Source organism: Microbacterium sp. H83 (genome assembly GCF_001650405.1).
GTDB lineage: Bacteria > Actinomycetota > Actinomycetes > Actinomycetales > Microbacteriaceae > Microbacterium.
In genome coordinates this window covers 62,694-79,744 of record NZ_LWCU01000023.1, presented here as the reverse complement: position 1 = coordinate 79,744, position 17,051 = coordinate 62,694, and the positions used below count along the sequence as shown (strand labels likewise).

14 protein-coding genes are annotated in these 17,051 nt (G+C 70.7%); 8 read left to right on the top strand and 6 right to left on the bottom strand.

The features are described from left to right. Window positions 1–37 precede the first annotated feature (37 nt). Window positions 38–694: an SDR family oxidoreductase gene (locus A4X16_RS10705; protein ID WP_067120352.1), complete on the top strand. Its 657-nt coding sequence runs from the start codon at window positions 38–40 to the stop codon at window positions 692–694. Window positions 695–698: 4 nt separating this feature from the next. Continuing rightward, on the top strand, window positions 699–1,883 hold the full coding sequence (locus tag A4X16_RS10700; protein WP_231880336.1) for a glycoside hydrolase family 3 N-terminal domain-containing protein: 1,185 nt from the start codon (window positions 699–701) through the stop codon (window positions 1,881–1,883). 4 nt (window positions 1,884–1,887) lie between these two features. On the opposite strand, the gene A4X16_RS10695 is transcribed toward A4X16_RS10700, so the two are convergent. From A4X16_RS10695 to A4X16_RS10685, 3 genes are read right to left on the bottom strand one after another with little or no spacing between them, the layout of a single operon-like run. Continuing rightward, on the bottom strand, window positions 1,888–2,757 hold the full coding sequence (locus tag A4X16_RS10695; protein WP_067120350.1) for a 3-methyladenine DNA glycosylase: 870 nt from the start codon (window positions 2,755–2,757) through the stop codon (window positions 1,888–1,890). A 2-nt stretch (window positions 2,758–2,759) separates the two neighbouring features. Continuing rightward, entirely contained in the window at window positions 2,760–3,785 is a 1,026-nt protein-coding gene (locus A4X16_RS10690) for an App1 family protein (RefSeq protein ID WP_067120348.1), read from the bottom strand. A gap of 4 nt (window positions 3,786–3,789) precedes the next feature. Continuing rightward, window positions 3,790–4,467 (bottom strand): DedA family protein, encoded by a 678-nt coding sequence (locus A4X16_RS10685; protein WP_067120346.1) that lies wholly within the window; start codon window positions 4,465–4,467, stop codon window positions 3,790–3,792. Window positions 4,468–4,508: 41 nt separating this feature from the next. On the opposite strand from A4X16_RS10685, the gene A4X16_RS10680 reads away from it, so the two are divergent. From A4X16_RS10680 to holA, 5 genes are all read left to right on the top strand, one after another. Next, complete coding sequence (locus A4X16_RS10680; RefSeq protein ID WP_067120344.1) at window positions 4,509–5,858, top strand: anthranilate synthase component I family protein; 1,350 nt, start codon at window positions 4,509–4,511, stop codon at window positions 5,856–5,858. A 33-nt stretch (window positions 5,859–5,891) separates the two neighbouring features. Continuing rightward, window positions 5,892–8,468 (top strand): leucine--tRNA ligase, encoded by a 2,577-nt coding sequence (gene leuS / locus A4X16_RS10675; RefSeq protein WP_067120342.1) that lies wholly within the window; start codon window positions 5,892–5,894, stop codon window positions 8,466–8,468. Between the two features lie 93 nt (window positions 8,469–8,561). Continuing rightward, complete coding sequence (locus A4X16_RS10670) at window positions 8,562–9,173, top strand: ComEA family DNA-binding protein (RefSeq protein ID WP_067120340.1); 612 nt, start codon at window positions 8,562–8,564, stop codon at window positions 9,171–9,173. Further along, window positions 9,170–11,464: a ComEC/Rec2 family competence protein gene (locus A4X16_RS10665; RefSeq protein ID WP_067120338.1), complete on the top strand. Its 2,295-nt coding sequence runs from the start codon at window positions 9,170–9,172 to the stop codon at window positions 11,462–11,464. Before A4X16_RS10670 ends, A4X16_RS10665 begins: the two co-directional genes overlap by 4 nt. A 95-nt stretch (window positions 11,465–11,559) precedes the next feature. Beyond that, window positions 11,560–12,597 (top strand): DNA polymerase III subunit delta, encoded by a 1,038-nt coding sequence (gene holA / locus A4X16_RS10660; protein WP_067120335.1) that lies wholly within the window; start codon window positions 11,560–11,562, stop codon window positions 12,595–12,597. Window positions 12,598–12,706: 109 nt separating this feature from the next. Here holA and rpsT read toward each other — a convergent pair whose 3' ends face one another. Continuing rightward, window positions 12,707–12,967 carry a 30S ribosomal protein S20 gene (rpsT, locus tag A4X16_RS10655; protein WP_067120333.1) on the bottom strand — a complete coding sequence of 87 codons (261 nt, stop codon included), beginning with the start codon at window positions 12,965–12,967 and terminating at the stop codon, window positions 12,707–12,709. 285 nt (window positions 12,968–13,252) lie between these two features. Between rpsT and A4X16_RS10650 the strand changes: the two genes are divergently transcribed. Beyond that, complete coding sequence (locus tag A4X16_RS10650; RefSeq protein ID WP_231880335.1) at window positions 13,253–14,554, top strand: MFS transporter; 1,302 nt, start codon at window positions 13,253–13,255, stop codon at window positions 14,552–14,554. On the opposite strand, the gene A4X16_RS10645 is transcribed toward A4X16_RS10650, so the two are convergent. Next, window positions 14,463–15,227 carry an alpha/beta fold hydrolase gene (locus tag A4X16_RS10645; RefSeq protein WP_067120330.1) on the bottom strand — a complete coding sequence of 255 codons (765 nt, stop codon included), beginning with the start codon at window positions 15,225–15,227 and terminating at the stop codon, window positions 14,463–14,465. The two genes, A4X16_RS10650 and A4X16_RS10645, sit on opposite strands and share 92 nt — an antisense overlap. A 72-nt stretch (window positions 15,228–15,299) precedes the next feature. Further along, window positions 15,300–17,015, bottom strand: coding sequence for an ABC transporter family substrate-binding protein (locus A4X16_RS10640; protein ID WP_067120329.1), 1,716 nt, complete (start codon window positions 17,013–17,015; stop codon window positions 15,300–15,302). Between the last annotated feature and the right edge of the window lie 36 nt (window positions 17,016–17,051).

Here is a 17,051-nt window from a genome sequence, read left to right as displayed (position 1 = left end):
CCGAGCCGATGTCGGGGAGGGCGCGTAGGGTGGAGACATGTCGCGCATCATCGTCTTCGGCGGCCACGGCCGCATCGCCCTGCTGCTCGCCCCGCTGCTCGTCGCCCGCGGCGACGAGGTGACCTCCGTGATCCGCAACCCGGATCACGTCTCGGAGGTCGAGGAGACGGGTGCCCGCGCCCTCGTCGCCGACATCGAGACCCGCGACACGGACGCACTCGCCGATCTGATCCGCGGTCATGACGCCGTGGTCTGGTCGGCCGGCGCCGGAGGCGGATCGCGGGAGCGCACCTACGCGGTCGACCGCGATGCGGCGATCCGCACCATGGACGCAGCGAAGGCCGCGGGCGTCGACCGCTATGTCATGGTCTCCTGGATCGGCTCGAAGGCCGATCACGGTGTGCCCGAGAGCGACGACTTCTTCGCCTACGCCGACGCGAAGTGGGCGGCCGACGAGCACCTGCGTGCCTCGGGGCTCGAGGCCACGATCCTCGGCCCTGGCACGCTCACGTTCGACGACCCCACCGGCCGGATCCTCATCGACGCGGAAGGACGCGCAGAGGTCGCCCGTGCCGATGTGGCCGCGGTGATCGCCGAGGCCGTCGGCAACCCGTCGACCTTCGGCCGCACCATCCGGTTCGGCAACGGCTCGGCGGACTCCTCCGTCCCGATCGCCGACGCCCTCAGCGCCTGACATCATGTCCCGGCGTCGCGCCTGGGCGGTCGGTGGAGCCGCGATCCTCTGCGGAGCCGCACTGCTCGGTCCCTCGGCGGCGACCGGATCGACCTCCGACTCCGGACGCGTCGCGGTGCTGGCGACCTCCGACGGGCCGCGAGAGCGCGCCGGACATCTCGTCGACGACATGTCCGTCGCCGAGCAGGCGATGAGCGTCGTGATGGGCCACATCCCGTCGACCGATCCCGCGGCCCTCGGATCCTACATGGCGCAGGGCCTCGGCGGCTTCATCCTCATGGGGGCGAACATTCCGGCCTCGGCGGCCGAGCTGACGGCGGTCACCGGGTCTCTCACCGTCGATCCGGAGCTGCCCCCGCTGGTGGCGGTCGATCAGGAGGGTGGGATCGTGTCGCGGCTTCCGGCCGATGGGTTCGCGGCGTCCACGTCTCTCAAGGACCTGCCGGTCGCGGCGACGTCCGCTGCGTTCGCGGCGCGCGGCTCGCTCGTGGACTCGGCGGGCATCGGGGTGAACTTCGGGACGGTGGCGGATGTCCCCGCGGACTCGTCGTCGTTCATCTTCGGCCGAGCGCTCGGTACCGATCCGTCGACGTCCGCCGAACGCGTGGGGGCGGCGACGGCCGCCCAGGAGCAGTTCGTCGCCTCGACGCTCAAGCACTTCCCCGGTCACGGCGCCGCCCCGGGCGACTCTCATCACGCGATACCGACGACGACGGAGAGTCTCGAGGCCTGGCGGCAGACGGATGCGGTGCCGTTCGTCTCGGGGATCGACGCCGGAGCCTCGCTGCTGATGTTCGGACATCTGGCGTACACGGCGGTCGATCCGGCACCCGCATCCCTCTCGCCGCGGTGGCACGAGATCGCGCGCGACGATCTCGGCTTCGACGGCGTCATCGTCACCGACGATCTCGGGATGCTGCAGTCGTCGGGTGTCCCGGAGTACGCGGACCCGGTCGCCAACGGGGTGGCCGCCCTCGCCGCCGGCAGCGACCTCCTGCTCTTCATCGCCGGATCGACGCCGGAGACGGCCGGACAGGTCGCCGCCGGGATCACCGCTGCCGTCGAGACGGGGAGCCTTCCGGCCGAACGGCTCGCCGACGCCGCGACGCGCGTGATGACGCTGCGCCTGCAGTCGAGTGCCGCGACCGCCGAGTGGGCGCCGTGCGCGGAGTGCGAGCCCGTCGGCTGATCGGTCAGACCGCGGCCGGCACGGTCTCCTCGGAGCCGAGCCAGGACTCGAGGATGCGGCCCCGCAGCACGGCGCCGCGTTCGGCGAACCCCCGCTGGCGCCGCACGTACTCGGCCTTGCCCTCGGCGGTCTCGATCGGCACGGGCGCGACGTCCCACTCCGCGAGGTCGTAGGGCGCCGCCTGCATGTCGAGCAGGCGGATGTCGCGGGCGAGCTCGAAGGTGTCGAGCAGGAGCTCGCCGGGAACGAGTGGACCGAGCTTCAGCGCCCATTTGTACAGGTCCATCCCGGCGTGCAGGCAGCCGGGCTGCTCGAACAGCGGCTGTGCATCCCGCGTGAGGGCGTCGCGGTTGCGCGGCACGGCGTCGGGAGTGAAGAACCGGAAGGCGTCGAAGTGCGTGCACCGCAGGTCGTGGCTCTCCACGACGTCGTCCGTGCCGCTCCGACCGAGCCGAAGGGGCGCGGGATGCCGGTGCTCCTCCGCGCGGTAGACCATCGCCCACTCGTGCAGTCCGAAGCAGCCGAACTGGCCGGGACGCGAGGCGGTGCGCCGCAGCATCCGCTCGACGAGCGCCGCGAGCTCCGGCTTCTGCGTTCGGAAGGCGTCCGGGTCCGGCATCACGCCGTCGATGGTCGAGCCGGGGGAGTACCAGCGCCAGCTCGCGCGGTCGGCCGCGTCGTGGAGCTCGACCCGCGCACCGGGATGCCAGCGACGCAGCTGGGAGGGCTTGTAGGCGTAGTACGTGAAGAGGAAGTCCCAGACGGGGTGCTTCTCGTGGCGGACGGATCGCTCACGGTGCTCCGCGGTGAGGGAGTCCGCGCGCTCCTGATGCGCCTTCTCGCGCACCCTCCACTCGTCGCCGGCGAGGGACATGCTCAGCTCAGGATGCCGGCTTCGCCGAGCAGGTCGCGGAGACCGGCCCCGTCCTCGGCGCTCACCCAGGGGGCGACGTCGACGGAGTGGGGCTCGCGGCCCGCGCGGCCACCGGCGAGCACGGCTTCGGCGGGGAGCAGGCGACGGATGGCGACGCCGGCGACCGACGTCGGGTGCTCGTCCATGAACTCGGAGTAGATGGCCTCGTCGTGCTGGCCGTCGTCGCCGATGAGGAGCCAGCGTACGTCGGGGAACTCCGCGGCGAGGCGACGGAGGTTGGTGAGCTTGTGCTCGCGGCCGCTGCGGAACCAGCGGTCGTGCGTGGGGCCCCAGTCGGTGAGGAGCATGGAGCCCGCGGGGAAGAGGTGGCGTCCGAGGAACCGCCGCAGTGTGGGCGCGACGTTCCACGCTCCGGTGGAGAGATAGATCATGGGGGCACCGGGGTGCTCGCGCAGCACCTGGTCGAGGAGCACCGCCATGCCGGGGACCGGGATGCGCGCATGCTCGTCGACCACGAACGAGTTCCAGGCGGCGATGAACGGACGCGGGAGCGCGGTGACCATCACGGTGTCGTCCACGTCGGAGAGGACGCCGAAGCGCGTATCGCCGGAGACGATGAACGCGGTCGTCTCGACGGGGTCCTGTCCCTCGACGGTGAATGTGAACGTCTGCCATCCGGGCTCGAGCTCCGCGTCGACGACGGAGTCGATGACCCCGCCGCGATCCGCGACGACGTGATGCACCCGGTCTCCGATCTGCACGGTGACCTTCGCGAAGCTCACCGGGATGCCGACGAAGCTCCGCCAGCCTCGCACGCTCGCCGGCTCGCCGTCCTTGGTGTTCCGCGTGGGCGGCACGATCAGCACGCGCCCGAGGACTCGAACCCAGCCGGGGCCGCCGTAGCCGGGGAAGGGGAGGATCGTCGCCGTGCGTCCGCGACGGCGCGCGCGTCCCTCGCGCCACACGTGCAGGCGGTGCTCGAGACGCGCGAACCAGTGGATCCGGGGCGCCGGATGTGCGGAAGCCATTGCTTCAGTCTTTCATGTCCGCGCTGTCCTGCGTGCTCGCGTCCTGCGCGTCGAGGTGCCGCGACTCGAGGCGGGTGAGCAGGCGCTTGCCGAAGAAGATGAGCAGGAGGAACGCCGCGATGATCCCGACGAAGATGTAGCCCGCGAAGTGGACGGTGTCGACGAGCTCGCGGAAGCTCCCGGCGGCGAGCGAAGTGATGCTCACGTAGGCCGTCGCCCAGAGCAGGCATGCCGGTGCCGTCCAGGCGAGGAACCGACGGTAGGAGTAGTGGCTCATGCCCACCGTGAGGGGGACGAGCGAGTGCAGCACCGGGAGGAACCGGGAGAGGAAGATCGCGATGCCGCCCCGACGGGCGAGGTAGTTCTCCGCGCGCACCCAGTTGTGCTCGCCGACGCGACGCCCGATCCACGAGTGACGGATGTGCGGGCCGAGCCAGCGCCCCAGCCAGAAGCCGATGCTCTCGCCGATCAGCGCGCCGACGACGACGGCGACGACCATCGCTACCGCCTCGACGATGCCCGAGACGCCCATGGAGGCGATGATGACGATCGTGTCGCCCGGGACGACGAGACCGATCAGGATGCTCGTCTCCAGCATCACCGCGAGACCCGCGATGAGCGTGCGTGTGACCGGATCGATCGATTGGATCACATCGAACAGCCACAGCAGGAGGTCGTCCACTCCTTGAGAATACGGGAGTCAGGGCGGCCTAGGCTGGGAACGTGCCCGAACGCCTGAGCACTCGCGCCCTGCCCGGCCGGGTCGACCTCGACGCGCTGTTCGTCGCGCTGGAGAAGGTGTCGACGGAGGTGTTCTGGCTCGATGCCGGAGCGACCGCCACCCAGGGATGGAGCGTCATCGGCACGGGAGCGATCGCGCCCTTCCCCGGGGAGGTGCGTCTCGATGCCGGCCCCTCCGATGCCGACCTCTCCGACGCCGACCCCACGCCCGGGCGACCGCCCCTGCGGGGCGGGTGGGTCGGCTGGTACGACTACGAGAGCGGAGCCCGTGAGGCGGGGGCCCCGGTGGCCCCGCACGGCGACACCGCGGGCGGTGCATGGCTGCGGATCACGCACCTGGTGGCCCTCGACCACACGACCGGCCGGACCTGGATCAGCGCTCCGCCGGCAGAGCTCGAGGAATGGGCGTCCTTCGCGTCGGCATCCGGTGCCCAGGCGCCTTCCGCGCCGCGCCCGCCGCGAGCGGACACCGCGCCGCCGTCGGCGCGGGCGCGGCACAGCCCCGACGAGTACGCCTCGCTGATCGAGCGCTGCCGCGAGCTGATCAGGGCGGGCATCGCGTACCAGCTGTGCCTCACCACGCGCTTCACCGTGGACGGACCCCACGACGCGGTCGAGGCGTACCGCCGACTGCGTCGCCTCACGCCCGCGCACCACGGCGGATTCCTCCGCATCGGCGGACGGTCGCTCCTGAGCGCCAGCCCCGAGCAGTTCCTCGACGTCAGGGACGGAGTCGTCCGGACACGGCCGATCAAGGGCACGCGGCCGCGCAGCGACGACCCCGTGCACGACGCCGCGCTCGCCGCGGACCTCGCGGCGGACCCGAAGGAGCGCGCGGAGAACGTCATGATCGTCGACCTCATGCGCAACGACCTCTCGCGCGTCTGTGAGCCGGGATCGATCCGCGTCGAGGCGCTCTGGGCCGTCGAGAGCTATCCCGCGGTGCACCAGCTCGTGAGCACTGTCAGCGGCGTCCTGACGCGCGGGACCACCAGCGGGGAGCTGCTCCGGGCGACCTTCCCCGCCGGCAGCATGACGGGGGCCCCGAAGCTGTCGGCCATGACGCGGCTGCACGAGATCGAGGGAGGCCCCAGGGGCGTCTACGCCGGATGCTTCGGATACATCGGCGACGACGGGGCGCTCGACCTCGCCATGGTGATCCGCAGCATCGTGATGGAGGGGGACACCGCCGTCGTGGGCGCCGGAGGCGGGATCACCTGGCGATCGGTCGCCGCGGCCGAGGTGGCGGAGGTGGCGACGAAGGCGCGCGCGCCGCTGGCGGCGCTGGGCGCGGAAATGCCCGCGGCCTGGGCTTCCGATATCCTGAACTGATCCCTGTCTCCCTTCTGATTGGTCGTGCGTTCGTTGTCTGAGAACCTGTCCACCTCTCCCGTCGACGAGGAGATCTCGTCGGCGCATGCGATCCAGGCCAAGTGGCAGAAGTACTGGGCGGAGAACGAGACGTTCCTCACCGGCGGCGACGACGACACGCGGCCCCGCCGCTACGTGCTGGCCATGTTCCCGTACCCTTCCGGCGACCTGCACATGGGGCACGCGGAGAACTACCTGTACTCCGACATCGTCGCGCGCTTCTGGCGTCACCGCGGGCACAACGTGCTGAACCCGATCGGCTGGGACTCCTTCGGCCTGCCCGCCGAGAACGCCGCGATCCGTCAGGGCGCGGACCCGCGGGAGTGGACCTATCAGAACATCGATCAGCAGAAGCAGGCGTTCCACAACTACGGCGTCTCGTTCGACTGGTCGCGCGTGCTGCACACGTCCGACCCCGAGTACTACCGCTGGAACCAGTGGCTGTTCCTGAAGCTGCACGAGCGCGGGCTGGCATATCGCAAGAAGAGCGCCGTCAACTGGTGCCCGAACGACCAGACCGTTCTCGCGAACGAGCAGGTCGTCGACGGCCGCTGCGACCGCTGCGGTGCCGAGGTCGTCAAGAAGAAGCTCACGCAGTGGTACTTCAAGATCACCGACTACGCCGACCGTCTGCTCGACGACCTGAACCAGCTCGAGGGCTTCTGGCCGCACAAGGTGCTGCAGATGCAGCGCAACTGGATCGGCCGCTCGGTCGGTGCGGACGTCGACTTCCGCATCGAGGGTCGAGACGAGCCGGTCACCGTCTTCTCGACCCGACCCGACACGCTGCACGGAGCGACGTTCTTCGTCGTGGCCCCCGATTCCGACCTGGCGGCGGAGCTCGCCGGCGACGCCCCCGTCGAGGTGCGCGAGCGCTTCCAGGGCTACCTGGCCGACGTGCAGAAGACCACCGACGTCGACCGTCAGGCGACGGATCGTCCGAAGACCGGCGTCTTCCTGGAGCGCTACGCGATCAACCCGGTGAACGGCGAGAGGCTCCCCATCTGGGCCGCGGACTACGTGCTGGCCGACTACGGCCACGGCGCCGTCATGGCCGTGCCCGCGCACGACCAGCGCGACCTGGACTTCGCCCGCGCCTTCGACCTGCCGGTTAAGGTCGTCGTCGACACCACCGCTCCCGTCACGGGTGCGATGCCGGTCATCGAGGTCGACGACGAGGGCGTGCCGATCGACACCGGCGCCGCGCTCGACGAGCAGAACCCGGCGTCCACCGGCATCGCGCTCACCGGAGAGGGCCGGATGATCAACTCCGGCGCACTCAACGGCCTGTCGAAGCGCAACGCGATCGCGCGCGCGATCGAGCAGCTGGAGGCATCCGGCACCGGTCGCGCGGCGAAGAACTACCGCCTGCGCGACTGGCTGATCTCCCGCCAGCGCTTCTGGGGCACGCCGATCCCGATGCTGCACGCCGAGGACGGCCGGATCATCCCCGTCCCCGAGGATCAGCTGCCGGTGACCCTGCCCGACGTCGAGGGCCTCGACCTGAAGCCGAAGGGCTCGTCGCCGCTGGGTGCCGCCGAGAAGTGGGTCCGCACGGTGGACGCCGCCAGCGGCGATCCGGTGCTGCGCGACCCCGACACGATGGACACGTTCGTCGACAGCTCCTGGTACTTCCTGCGCTTCCTGTCGCCGAACAGCGACACGGTGGCGTTCGATCCGAGCCAGGCGTCGCGCTGGGCGCCCGTCGACTCGTACATCGGCGGGGTCGAGCACGCCATCCTCCACCTGCTGTACGCCCGGTTCATCACCAAGGTCCTGTTCGACATGGGCCTCATCGACTTCACCGAGCCGTTCTCGAACCTGATCAACCAGGGGATGGTGCTGCTCGACGGAGCGAAGATGTCGAAGAGCAAGGGCAACCTCGTGCTCTTCGAAGAGGAGCTCGACGCCTACGGAGCAGACGCGCTGCGTGTGGGCCTGGCCTTCGCCGGGCCCGTCGAGGACGACAAGGACTGGGCGGACGTCTCGACGACCGGCGCCCAGAAGTTCCTGTCGCGTGCGCTGCGCATCGCGAACGAGGTCTCGTCGCCGGTCGACGTGGTGTTCGCCGGCGGTGACGCGACGCTGCGCCGTGCGACGCACAAGCTGCTCGCCGATGCTCCCGCCCTCATCGAGCAGACGAAGTTCAACGTGCTCGTGGCGCGTCTGATGGAGCTCTCCAACGCGACACGGAAGACCATCGACGGCGCCGCCGGCGCGGCCGACCCCGCCGTGCGCGAGGCCGCCGAGACCATCGCCGTCATGCTCGACCTCATCGCTCCGCACACGGCGGAGGAGATGTGGGAGATCCTCGGGCACGAGCCGTCGGTCGGACTCGTCACCTGGCGCTCCGCCGATCCCGCGCTGCTCGTCGAGGACACCGTGACCGCCGTCGTCCAGGTCGGGGGCAAGGTGCGGGCGCAGATCGAGGTCCCGGCTCGCATCGGCGAGGCGGAGCTCGAGGCGCTGGCGCGCGCGGACGAGCGGGTGATCCGATCGATCGGCGACCGGGAGATCGTCAAGGTCGTCGTCCGGGCCCCGAAGATCGTCAGCATCGTCGTCAAGGGCTGACCCGCCCTCCACATCCCGCGTCGCGCGGGGTTCTGCTCACGCGACGCGGGGATGCGTCGGCCGTCCGTCGGTCGGCGCCCGTACGGTGGCGGGATGCCCGATCCGACGCCACTCCCTGCGCCGCGTCGACTGCGGCTGAGCGTCGGCGCGGCGATCGTGTTGGGGCTGGTCGTGCTCTCCGTCGCGGTCGGCCTGGGGATCCTCCGCGGCCAGAGTGCACCCACGGAGTCCGTGTCCCTTCCCGCCGGAGCCGCCGACGCCGGCGACGGCGGTGACCCCGGATCCTCGTCGGGCGAGATATACGTGCACGTCCTCGGAGAGGTCGAGCATCCGGGGCTCTACGTGCTCGACCTCGATGCGCGGCTGGTCGACGCGATCGCGGCGGCCGGAGGGACGACCGATGCGGCCGACCTGACCGCGATCAATCTCGCCCGCGTGCTCGCCGACGGCGAGCAGATCCTCGTCCCGGCACTCGGCGCGTCGACCACGCCGTCCGCCGGCGCCTCCGGCGACGACCTGGTCGACCTCAACTCGGCCGATCAGGCTGCGCTCGAGACCCTCCCGCGGATAGGGCCGGCGCTGGCGGAGCGCATCATCGCGTGGCGGGACGAGAACGGGCGGTTCCGGTCCATCGACGACCTCCTGGCGGTGCCGGGCATCGGCGAGAAGTTGCTCGAGGGCATCCGTGACGCGGTGCGCGTGTGAGGCGCGATGTCCGGCTGCTCCCGGTCGCCGCGGGAGTGTGGGGCGTCGCGCTGATCTGCGTCTTCGTGCCGTCGTCGGCCGGCTGGTGCGCGCTCGCGGGCGTGGTCGGGGCGGCCGCCGCGGTGGGCGTCATGCACCGGAGGTCCGACCGTGCGGTGCCGTGGCTCGGAGTCCTGGCGGTGATGCTCGCGGCTGCGGCATCGTCGGCGGCCATCGTCCTGTGGGCGCTTCCTGACCGCGAGGGCGCATCGTCGTGGGACGGCCGGGTGGTGGAGGCGACCGGCGAGATCACGTCCTCGGCGTCGACAGGCCGTGACGGCCGGCTGTGGGTGGAGGTGCAGCTGACCGCGCTGGGGTCGCCGGGCTCCCTGCGGCCGGTGTCGACTCCCGTGCGGATCGGCGTGGAGCCCGCCGACGGCTTCGATCTCGGCGCGACCGTCCGAGTCACGGGCGAGGCTGCCGCGACGGATGCGGGGGAGAGGGCGGCTCTGGTCGTGTTCGCGAGCTCGGCCGAGGTCGACAGGCCCGCGCAGGGCGTGTTCGCCGTGGCAGCGGGCCTGCGCGGGCTGTTCGTCGAGCGCGCCCAGCGGCTGCCCGAACCGGGGGCGGGACTCCTCCCCGGACTCGCGGTCGGCGACACCCGAGCGGTCTCGACCGAGCTGAGCGCCGCGATGCGCGTGAGCGGCCTCAGCCATCTCACGGCGGTCAGCGGGGCGAACTGCGCGCTGGTCGTCGGAGCGGTCTTCGGCCTCGCAGCGCTGTGCGGGGCGGGCCGGGCGGTGCGCGTGATCGCCGCCGCCATCGCACTGGCGGGCTTCGTCGTCCTCGTGACTCCCGAGCCGAGCGTGATCAGGGCGGCGGTGATGGCGGGTGTCGCGATGCTGTCGATCCTCCTGGGGCGCCCGAGCGCGGGGGCGGGCATGCTCGCTCTGAGCGCCACGGGGATCCTCGTCTCCGATCCGTGGCTGGCATCGACCCCGGGGTTCGCCCTCTCGGTCGCCGCCTCGGGTGCGCTCATCCTCCTGGCGCCGTCCGTCGCGAAAGGGCTCGAGCGCTGGATGCCGAGGGCGCTGGCGGTCGCGATCGCGGTGCCCACGGCGGCGCAGCTCGTCTGCGGCCCGATCATCGCGCTGTTCGCCGAGCAGCAGTCCCTCGTGGGGCTCGCGGCGAATCTGCTCGCCGCTCCGGCCGCTCCGATCGCCACGGTCCTAGGCCTCCTCGCGTGTCTGACAGCCCCCGTCCCCGTGCTCGCCGACCTGCTCGCCGCCTCGGCGTGGCTCCCGGCGTCCTGGATCGCCGCGACCGCCGAGGTGAGCGCCGGCATGCCGCTGGCGCAGATCGCCGTGGTGCCGGGGATCGCGACCGCAGTGGTCGTCGCTCTGGTGAGCGGCGCTCTCGGCATGGTCCTCGTCCCGCGCGCCGATACCGCCGCACGAGGCCGCAGGCTCTTGCGCGCCGCGGCGGTGTCCGTCCTCTCCGTCGCCGTCGCCCTCGCCGGTGCCCACCTTCTGACGAGCGGACCGCTCGCCGCAGCGACCAGTCCGGACGGATGGTCGATCGCCGCCTGCGACGTCGGTCAGGGCGACGCGGTCCTCGTGAGATCGCAGGGCGAGGTCGTTCTGATCGATACCGGTCCGGAGCCGGGGCCTCTGGCGGACTGTCTGCGCGGTCTCGGGGTCGAGCGGATCGACGTGCTGGTGCTCACCCACTTCGACCTCGATCACGTCGGCGGAGTGGACGCCGTGGTCGGCCGCGTCGATCGTGTGCTCCATGCGCCGCCCACGAGCCCTGCGGATGAGCGCACCCTCGACGCGCTCCGGCGGAGCGGAGCGGAGGTGGGGGCGGGGGTGGCAGGACTCGAGGGCGCACTCGGCGCCGCATCCTGGCGGGTGATCTGGCCGTCGCGCTCGTCCTCGGCTTTCTCGGCCGGCAACGATGCGAGCCTCGTGCTCGAGATCGAGGGAGGGGGTGTGCCCCGGTCGCTGTATCTCGGCGACCTCTCCGCCGAGGCGCAGCGGGCGCTGCAGCGGACCGCGCATGTCGAGGGACCGTTCGCCGTGGTGAAGGTCGCGCATCACGGGAGCGCCGACCAGGAAGCGGGCCTGTACGAGGCTCTGCGACCGACGGTCGGCCTCATCAGCGTCGGCGAGGACAACGACTACGGGCATCCGCGCGCCGAGACCCTCGACACGCTGGAGGCCCTCGGGGCGCTCGTCCTGCGCACGGATAGGCAGGGACGCATCCTGGTCGGCCTCCGCGACGGAGAGCTCGCGGTCTGGACCGAAGAATGAGGATGCGAGAGCGCCGTGGCGAGCCTGCCGTCGTCTCGTGTCGGATCCCACCGGTCGCCCGGAGGAGTGTCGCCCGCCCCGGGTAGGCTGGGGGCATGGCAGCTTCGCGTACACCCTCTCGTGGCGGTGCCGCAGCGGCCAAGATCCCTCAGGTGTCCTGGCGCGCCCCGCGCCCCGCGCCCGTGGTCCTCGTCTTCGGTCCCGAAGAGGTGTGCGCCGAGCGTGCGATCGCCGGGGTGCGGGATTACCTGCGTGCCGAGGATGCGGCGCTCGAGGTCAGCGACGTCCGTGCCGACGACTACGCCCCCGGCACGCTGCTGTCCCTCACATCGCCCTCGCTGTTCGGCGAGCCGAGACTCGTGCGGGTGTCCGGCGTCGAGAAGTGCTCCGACGCCTTCCTCCAGGAGGCGGTGTCCTACCTCGCGCATCCGCAGGAGGGCGCCACGGTCATCCTCCGCCACTCGGGCGCGAGCGTGCGGGGGAAGAAGCTGCTCGACGCGATCCGTGCGGGCACCGGCGACGGCATCGAGATCCCGTGCCCGGCGATCAAGCGCGACAGCGACCGGGTGGACTTCGCCGCGGGGGAGTTCGCGGCGGCGAAGAAGCGCATCGCGCCCCCCGCACTCCGGGCGCTCGTCTCGGCCTTCGCCGACGACCTCACCGAGCTCGCGGCCGCGTGCCAGCAGCTGATCGGCGACGTCGAGGGCGACGTCACCGAAGACGTCATCACGAAGTACTACGGCGGCCGCGTCGAGGTGTCGGCCTTCGTCGTCGCCGACACCGCGATCGCCGGTCGCTACGGCGAGGCGCTGATCGCGCTCCGACACGCCCTCGCCTCTGGCGCGGATCCCGTGCCCCTGGTCGCGGCGTTCGCCATGAAGCTGCGCACGATGGCTCGCGTGGCGGGCACACGGGAGCCGAGCCGACAGCTGGCGCAGCGACTGGGCATGAAGGACTGGCAGGTCGATCGTGCACGTCGCGACCTGGCTGGCTGGAACGAGCGGTCGCTCGGCATGGCGATCCAGGCGACGGCTCGGGCCGACGCCGAGGTCAAGGGGGCCGCGCGCGACCCGATCTTCGCCCTCGAGCGCATGCTCACCGTCATCGCGACGCGGCAGCCGTTCGGCGAATAGCGATCGGCCGCCGCCGCCGATGCGGATCGCCCTGCGATGCTGGGGCGAACGGCACACGAAAGAGCCCGCCCCGCGAACGGGACGGGCTCTTCACACTCGGCGGTTCGGCTCAGAGAGCGGCGACCTGCTTCGCGATGGCCGACTTGCGGTTCGCGGCCTGGTTCTGGTGGATGACACCCTTGCTGACGGCCTTGTCGAGCTTGCGGGAGGCGGTCTTGAGGGCGGCCTCGGCAGCGGCCTTGTCACCCGAGGTGACGGCGGCGCGGGCGGCGCGGACGTGCGTCTTGAGCTCGCTCTTCACAGCCTTGTTGCGCTCGTGCGCCTTGTCGTTGGTCTTGTTGCGCTTGATCTGCGACTTGATGTTTGCCACGTGTGGACGCTTTCTGTACAGGAGTTATTCGGAATGCCGGCAGAAGAAGAGGGCTTCCGCACGGCGGTCGTGAGGGAAGAACCCACACGCAAGCCAAGAGACAACACTACCAGCAGTCGGCCGATTCACCCTAAACGATGCCTGTGCGTCGCCGCGGGATCCCGACGCGGCGGAGACGCGAGCACGCGAACGGTCGCGGGGGAGTGCGCACCGGGTGCACAATCAGCAGTGACGGGGCGCTCACCATCGCCCGACACGTCTCGGACAACGACGTCGAGGAGCGCTATGTCCACGGAGCCCCTGCCTCCCGCCGCCGTGCCGCACCGGGTCGGCGCCCGCTGGATGACGCTGTTCACCCTCGCCTGGCTCGCGATCTGGACGGTGCAGCTCACGCCGGTCCAGCTGCTGCTGCCGCTGCAGCTGGACACGTCGGAGGGGGACTGGATCAGCGGCGTCGTGTCGTCCGGACTCGTGCTCGGCGTCGGCGGCCTCGCCGGAGTGGTGGCCGGGCCGCTCGCCGGGGCGCTCTCCGATCGGGCCCGGACGGGACGCCGCCGTCGACGCCCCTGGGCTCTGGCAGGCACCTGGCTCACGGCACTGTGCCTCATCCTGACGGGATTCGCAGACGGCCCGTGGGCCGTGGGAGCCGCGTGGGTGGGGGTGACGGTCGGCGTCGCGGTCTCCTCCGCGGCGTTCAGCGCGCTCATCGCCGATCAGCTCGCATCGTCGCAGCGCGGAGCGGCGTCGGCTGCCGTCGGATCGAGTCAGGCGGTGGGGGTGGTGCTCGGCGTCGGTCTGGTGGTGCTCCTCGGCCTGGGCATCCGCGACGGCTACCTCGTGCTCGCAGCGCTGATGGCGGTGATCGGCACGCTCAGCGCGCTGCTGCTCCCCGACGCACTGGCCGAGGCTCCGCACCGGAAGGAGCGGAGCGCGCGGCGTCCGCTCTCCTCGCTTCGCGACCGGGACTTCGCCTGGATGCTGTCGGGGCGCCTCGTGACGAACATCGGAAACGCCCTGGGCACCTCCCTCTTCCTGTTCTTCCTGCTGCACGGACTCGGGCAGGGATCGACGGAGGCGCAGGACAATCTGCTGCTGCTCGTCGTGATGTACACGGTCTTCGTGGTGATCGCGTCGGTGCTGACCGGCATCCTCTCCGACCGCTCGGGCGATCGGCGGACGCTCACCGTGCTCGCGACGCTCGTCCAGGCGACCTCCGGCATCGTGATCGCCGTGGTGCCCACCTTCGAGGCGACGATGATCGCCGCCGCGCTGATGGGGGTCGGATACGGGGCGTTCTCGACCGTCGGCCTCGCGTTCGCCGCCGACCTGCTGCCGGATGAACGCGATCACGCACGGGACCTCGGCGTCGTCACGGTGACCGCAGCCCTCGGTCAGCTCGTCGGCCCGGTCCTCGGTGCAGGACTGGTGGCCCTCGTCGGCGGGTTCTGGCTCGTCTTCGTCGCCGCTGCCGCATTCTCGCTGGCAGGGGGAGCGCTCACGGCTCGCGCGCGTCCATCCGCGTCGTCGGGGGGTCGGACGCCGCGGCCGCGTCGACCGTGGCGATCCCGAGCCGCAGCACCGCGTTGAAGACGTCCGGTCGCATCGCGGTGACGAGATGCGTCGTGCGCGGGACCACGATGAGCTCCGCGTGCGGCGCGAGGCGCTGGAACAGCGACTCCGTCAGGCGCAGCTGGTCGTACTGGCCGTTGACGAACCAGAGCGGGATGTCGATCCGGGCGACCGCGGTGGCGAGGTCCAGCGCCGACAGTGCGCGCAGCGCCGTGTCCTGCGTGTCCAGGGCGTAGCCGCCCGCGGAGAAGTCCGACCGCGTCTCGATCGGGATCGTCGCCGCGAGGATCCGCTTCGTCAGCCACATGCCCCGGTCGGGCAGGCGATCGACGGCGCGGGCGATCATGCGGTACGCCGCCAGCCCCGTCCCCTGAGGGAGCGAGGTGCAGGAGGCCGCGATCAGCGCATCGACCGGGGGCCTCTGCGGACCGCCGGTGTAGGCCAGCGAGAGGAGTCCGCCCATCGAGTGACCGACGAGGAGGACCGGCCCTCTCGTCGCTGCGGACCGCACGGCCGCGTCGATCGTGTGCAGCGCCTCGTGCAGCGAGAAGTCCTCCGCCATGCGGGACCCGTGGCCGGGCAGGTCGACGGCCGTCGCGGGGATGCCGTGCGCCTCGAGATACGCGAGCTGCGAGCGCCACATCGTCGCCGAGGTGCGGATGCCGTGCACGAGCACGATCTGGACGGTCACGCGTTCAGCATAGAGAAGGCGGGGCCGGTGGACGAACCACCGACCCCGCCCGGACACCGGGGTGTCCTGTGCTTACTTCTCCCAGCCCAGGTCCTCGACCGGGGTCACTCCGAAGAGGTCCAGGCCGACGTAGGGCTCAGGGGTGAGGTTCGCGAGACCCTCCTGCGTGACGTAGATCGAGGGGCCGTTGTAGAGCGGGATGACGCCCCACGTCTGCTCGATGATCTTCGGCTCGAGGTCCATCGCCGCCTTGGTCCAGCTGTCCGCATCCTTCTGCGACTCGACCTCGTCGGCGACCATCTGGTCGATCTCGGGGGTGCCGGTGCCGGAGAGGTTCAGCCCGCTGTCGGAGCAGTAGATCTGGCACATCCACGCCGGTCCGAACGGGTCGGAGTCGGTGAAGCGGAGTCCGAAGACGTCCCAGTTCTTCGTGGTGAAGTCGTCCGAGAAGTCGGCCGACGCGCGGACCTCGATCTGCAGGTCGATGCCGATCTCCTTCTGCTGCGCCTGAAGCGACTTCGCGAGAGCCTCCTGGACGGGGCTGTTGCTGAAGATCGGGTACACGACCGTGAACTTGGTGCCATCCTTCTCGCGGATGCCGTCCTCGCCCTCGACCCAGCCGGCGTCGTCGAGCAGCTTCTTGGCGGCATCGACGTCGTACTTCAGTCCGGCCTCGCCGAATGCGTCCTTCCAGCCGTCCTGGAACGAGTACATGTTCAGCGACCCTGCGGCCTCCTCCTCGTACCCCAGGCCGTTCCAGGCGATCTGCTTCTGCTGGTCGATGTTGACACCCATGAAGAACGCCTTGCGAGCGTCGAGGTCGGCGAACTGCGGCTTGTCGGCGTCGACCATCAGGACGGTCTTCGCGGTCTGCTGCGCGCGACGGACGACAGCGCCGTCGACGTCCTCCACCTGCTTCAGCCGCTCTTCGCTGCCGGCCTCGACCTGGTCGATCTCGCCGTTCTTGAAGGCGTTGATCGCGGCGTCGTCCTCGAGAGCCGTGAACGTCACCTTGTCGAGGAGCGGAGCGTTGCCCCACCACTCGGGGTTCGGCTTGAAGGAGACGAAGCCGGCGTTCGCGTCGAACTCGTCGACCGTGTACGGACCCGCGCCCCAGTCGGCGTTGAGGTTTCCGATGTAGCCGTTGTTGAACGTCTCGACGTCAGCGTACTTCGGGTTCAGGACGCCGCCGGTGAGGAACGCCATCGACGGCCACGCGTAGACGCCGTCGAACGTGACGATCGCCGTCTTGGCGGTGTCGCCCTGCTCGACCGAGGTGATCTGCTTGTATCCGTCGGTCGCGTTCGGGTTGTAGCCCTCGTCGTACGAGCGGTTGGCCTTCCACGTCGCGTCGATCGCGGTCCAGTCCATGGGGGTGCCGTCGTTGAAGTGGGCCTCCTCCGTGAACGTGAAGGTCAGGGTGGTGTTGCCGTCCGCCTCGCCGATCTCGTACTGGTCGAGGTACGCGTCGTTCTTCGTGATCTCGCCCTCCGGCGAGACCAGGAGGAGCTGCGGCATGAAGTAATACCAGAGCCGTGCGGTGTCGGCGCTGGCGTCGCTGTTGAAGGCGTTCAGCTGCTCCGGAACCTCGTTGATCTCGAAATTGACCTCGCCGCCCTCCTGCAGGTTCTCTCGGGGCTGCGGGTTGTAGTCGGCGGCCTTGGTCTCGACGGTCTCTCCGCCGCTGTCCCCGCCGCCGTTGTTGCCGGAACCGCTCGCGCACCCCGCGAGGGCGAGTGCGAGGGCGCCGCTGATCGCGATCGCCCCCAACAGCTTCTTGTTCTTCATGGTGCTCCTTTCGCCTTTCGGCGTTTCATAAGGGGA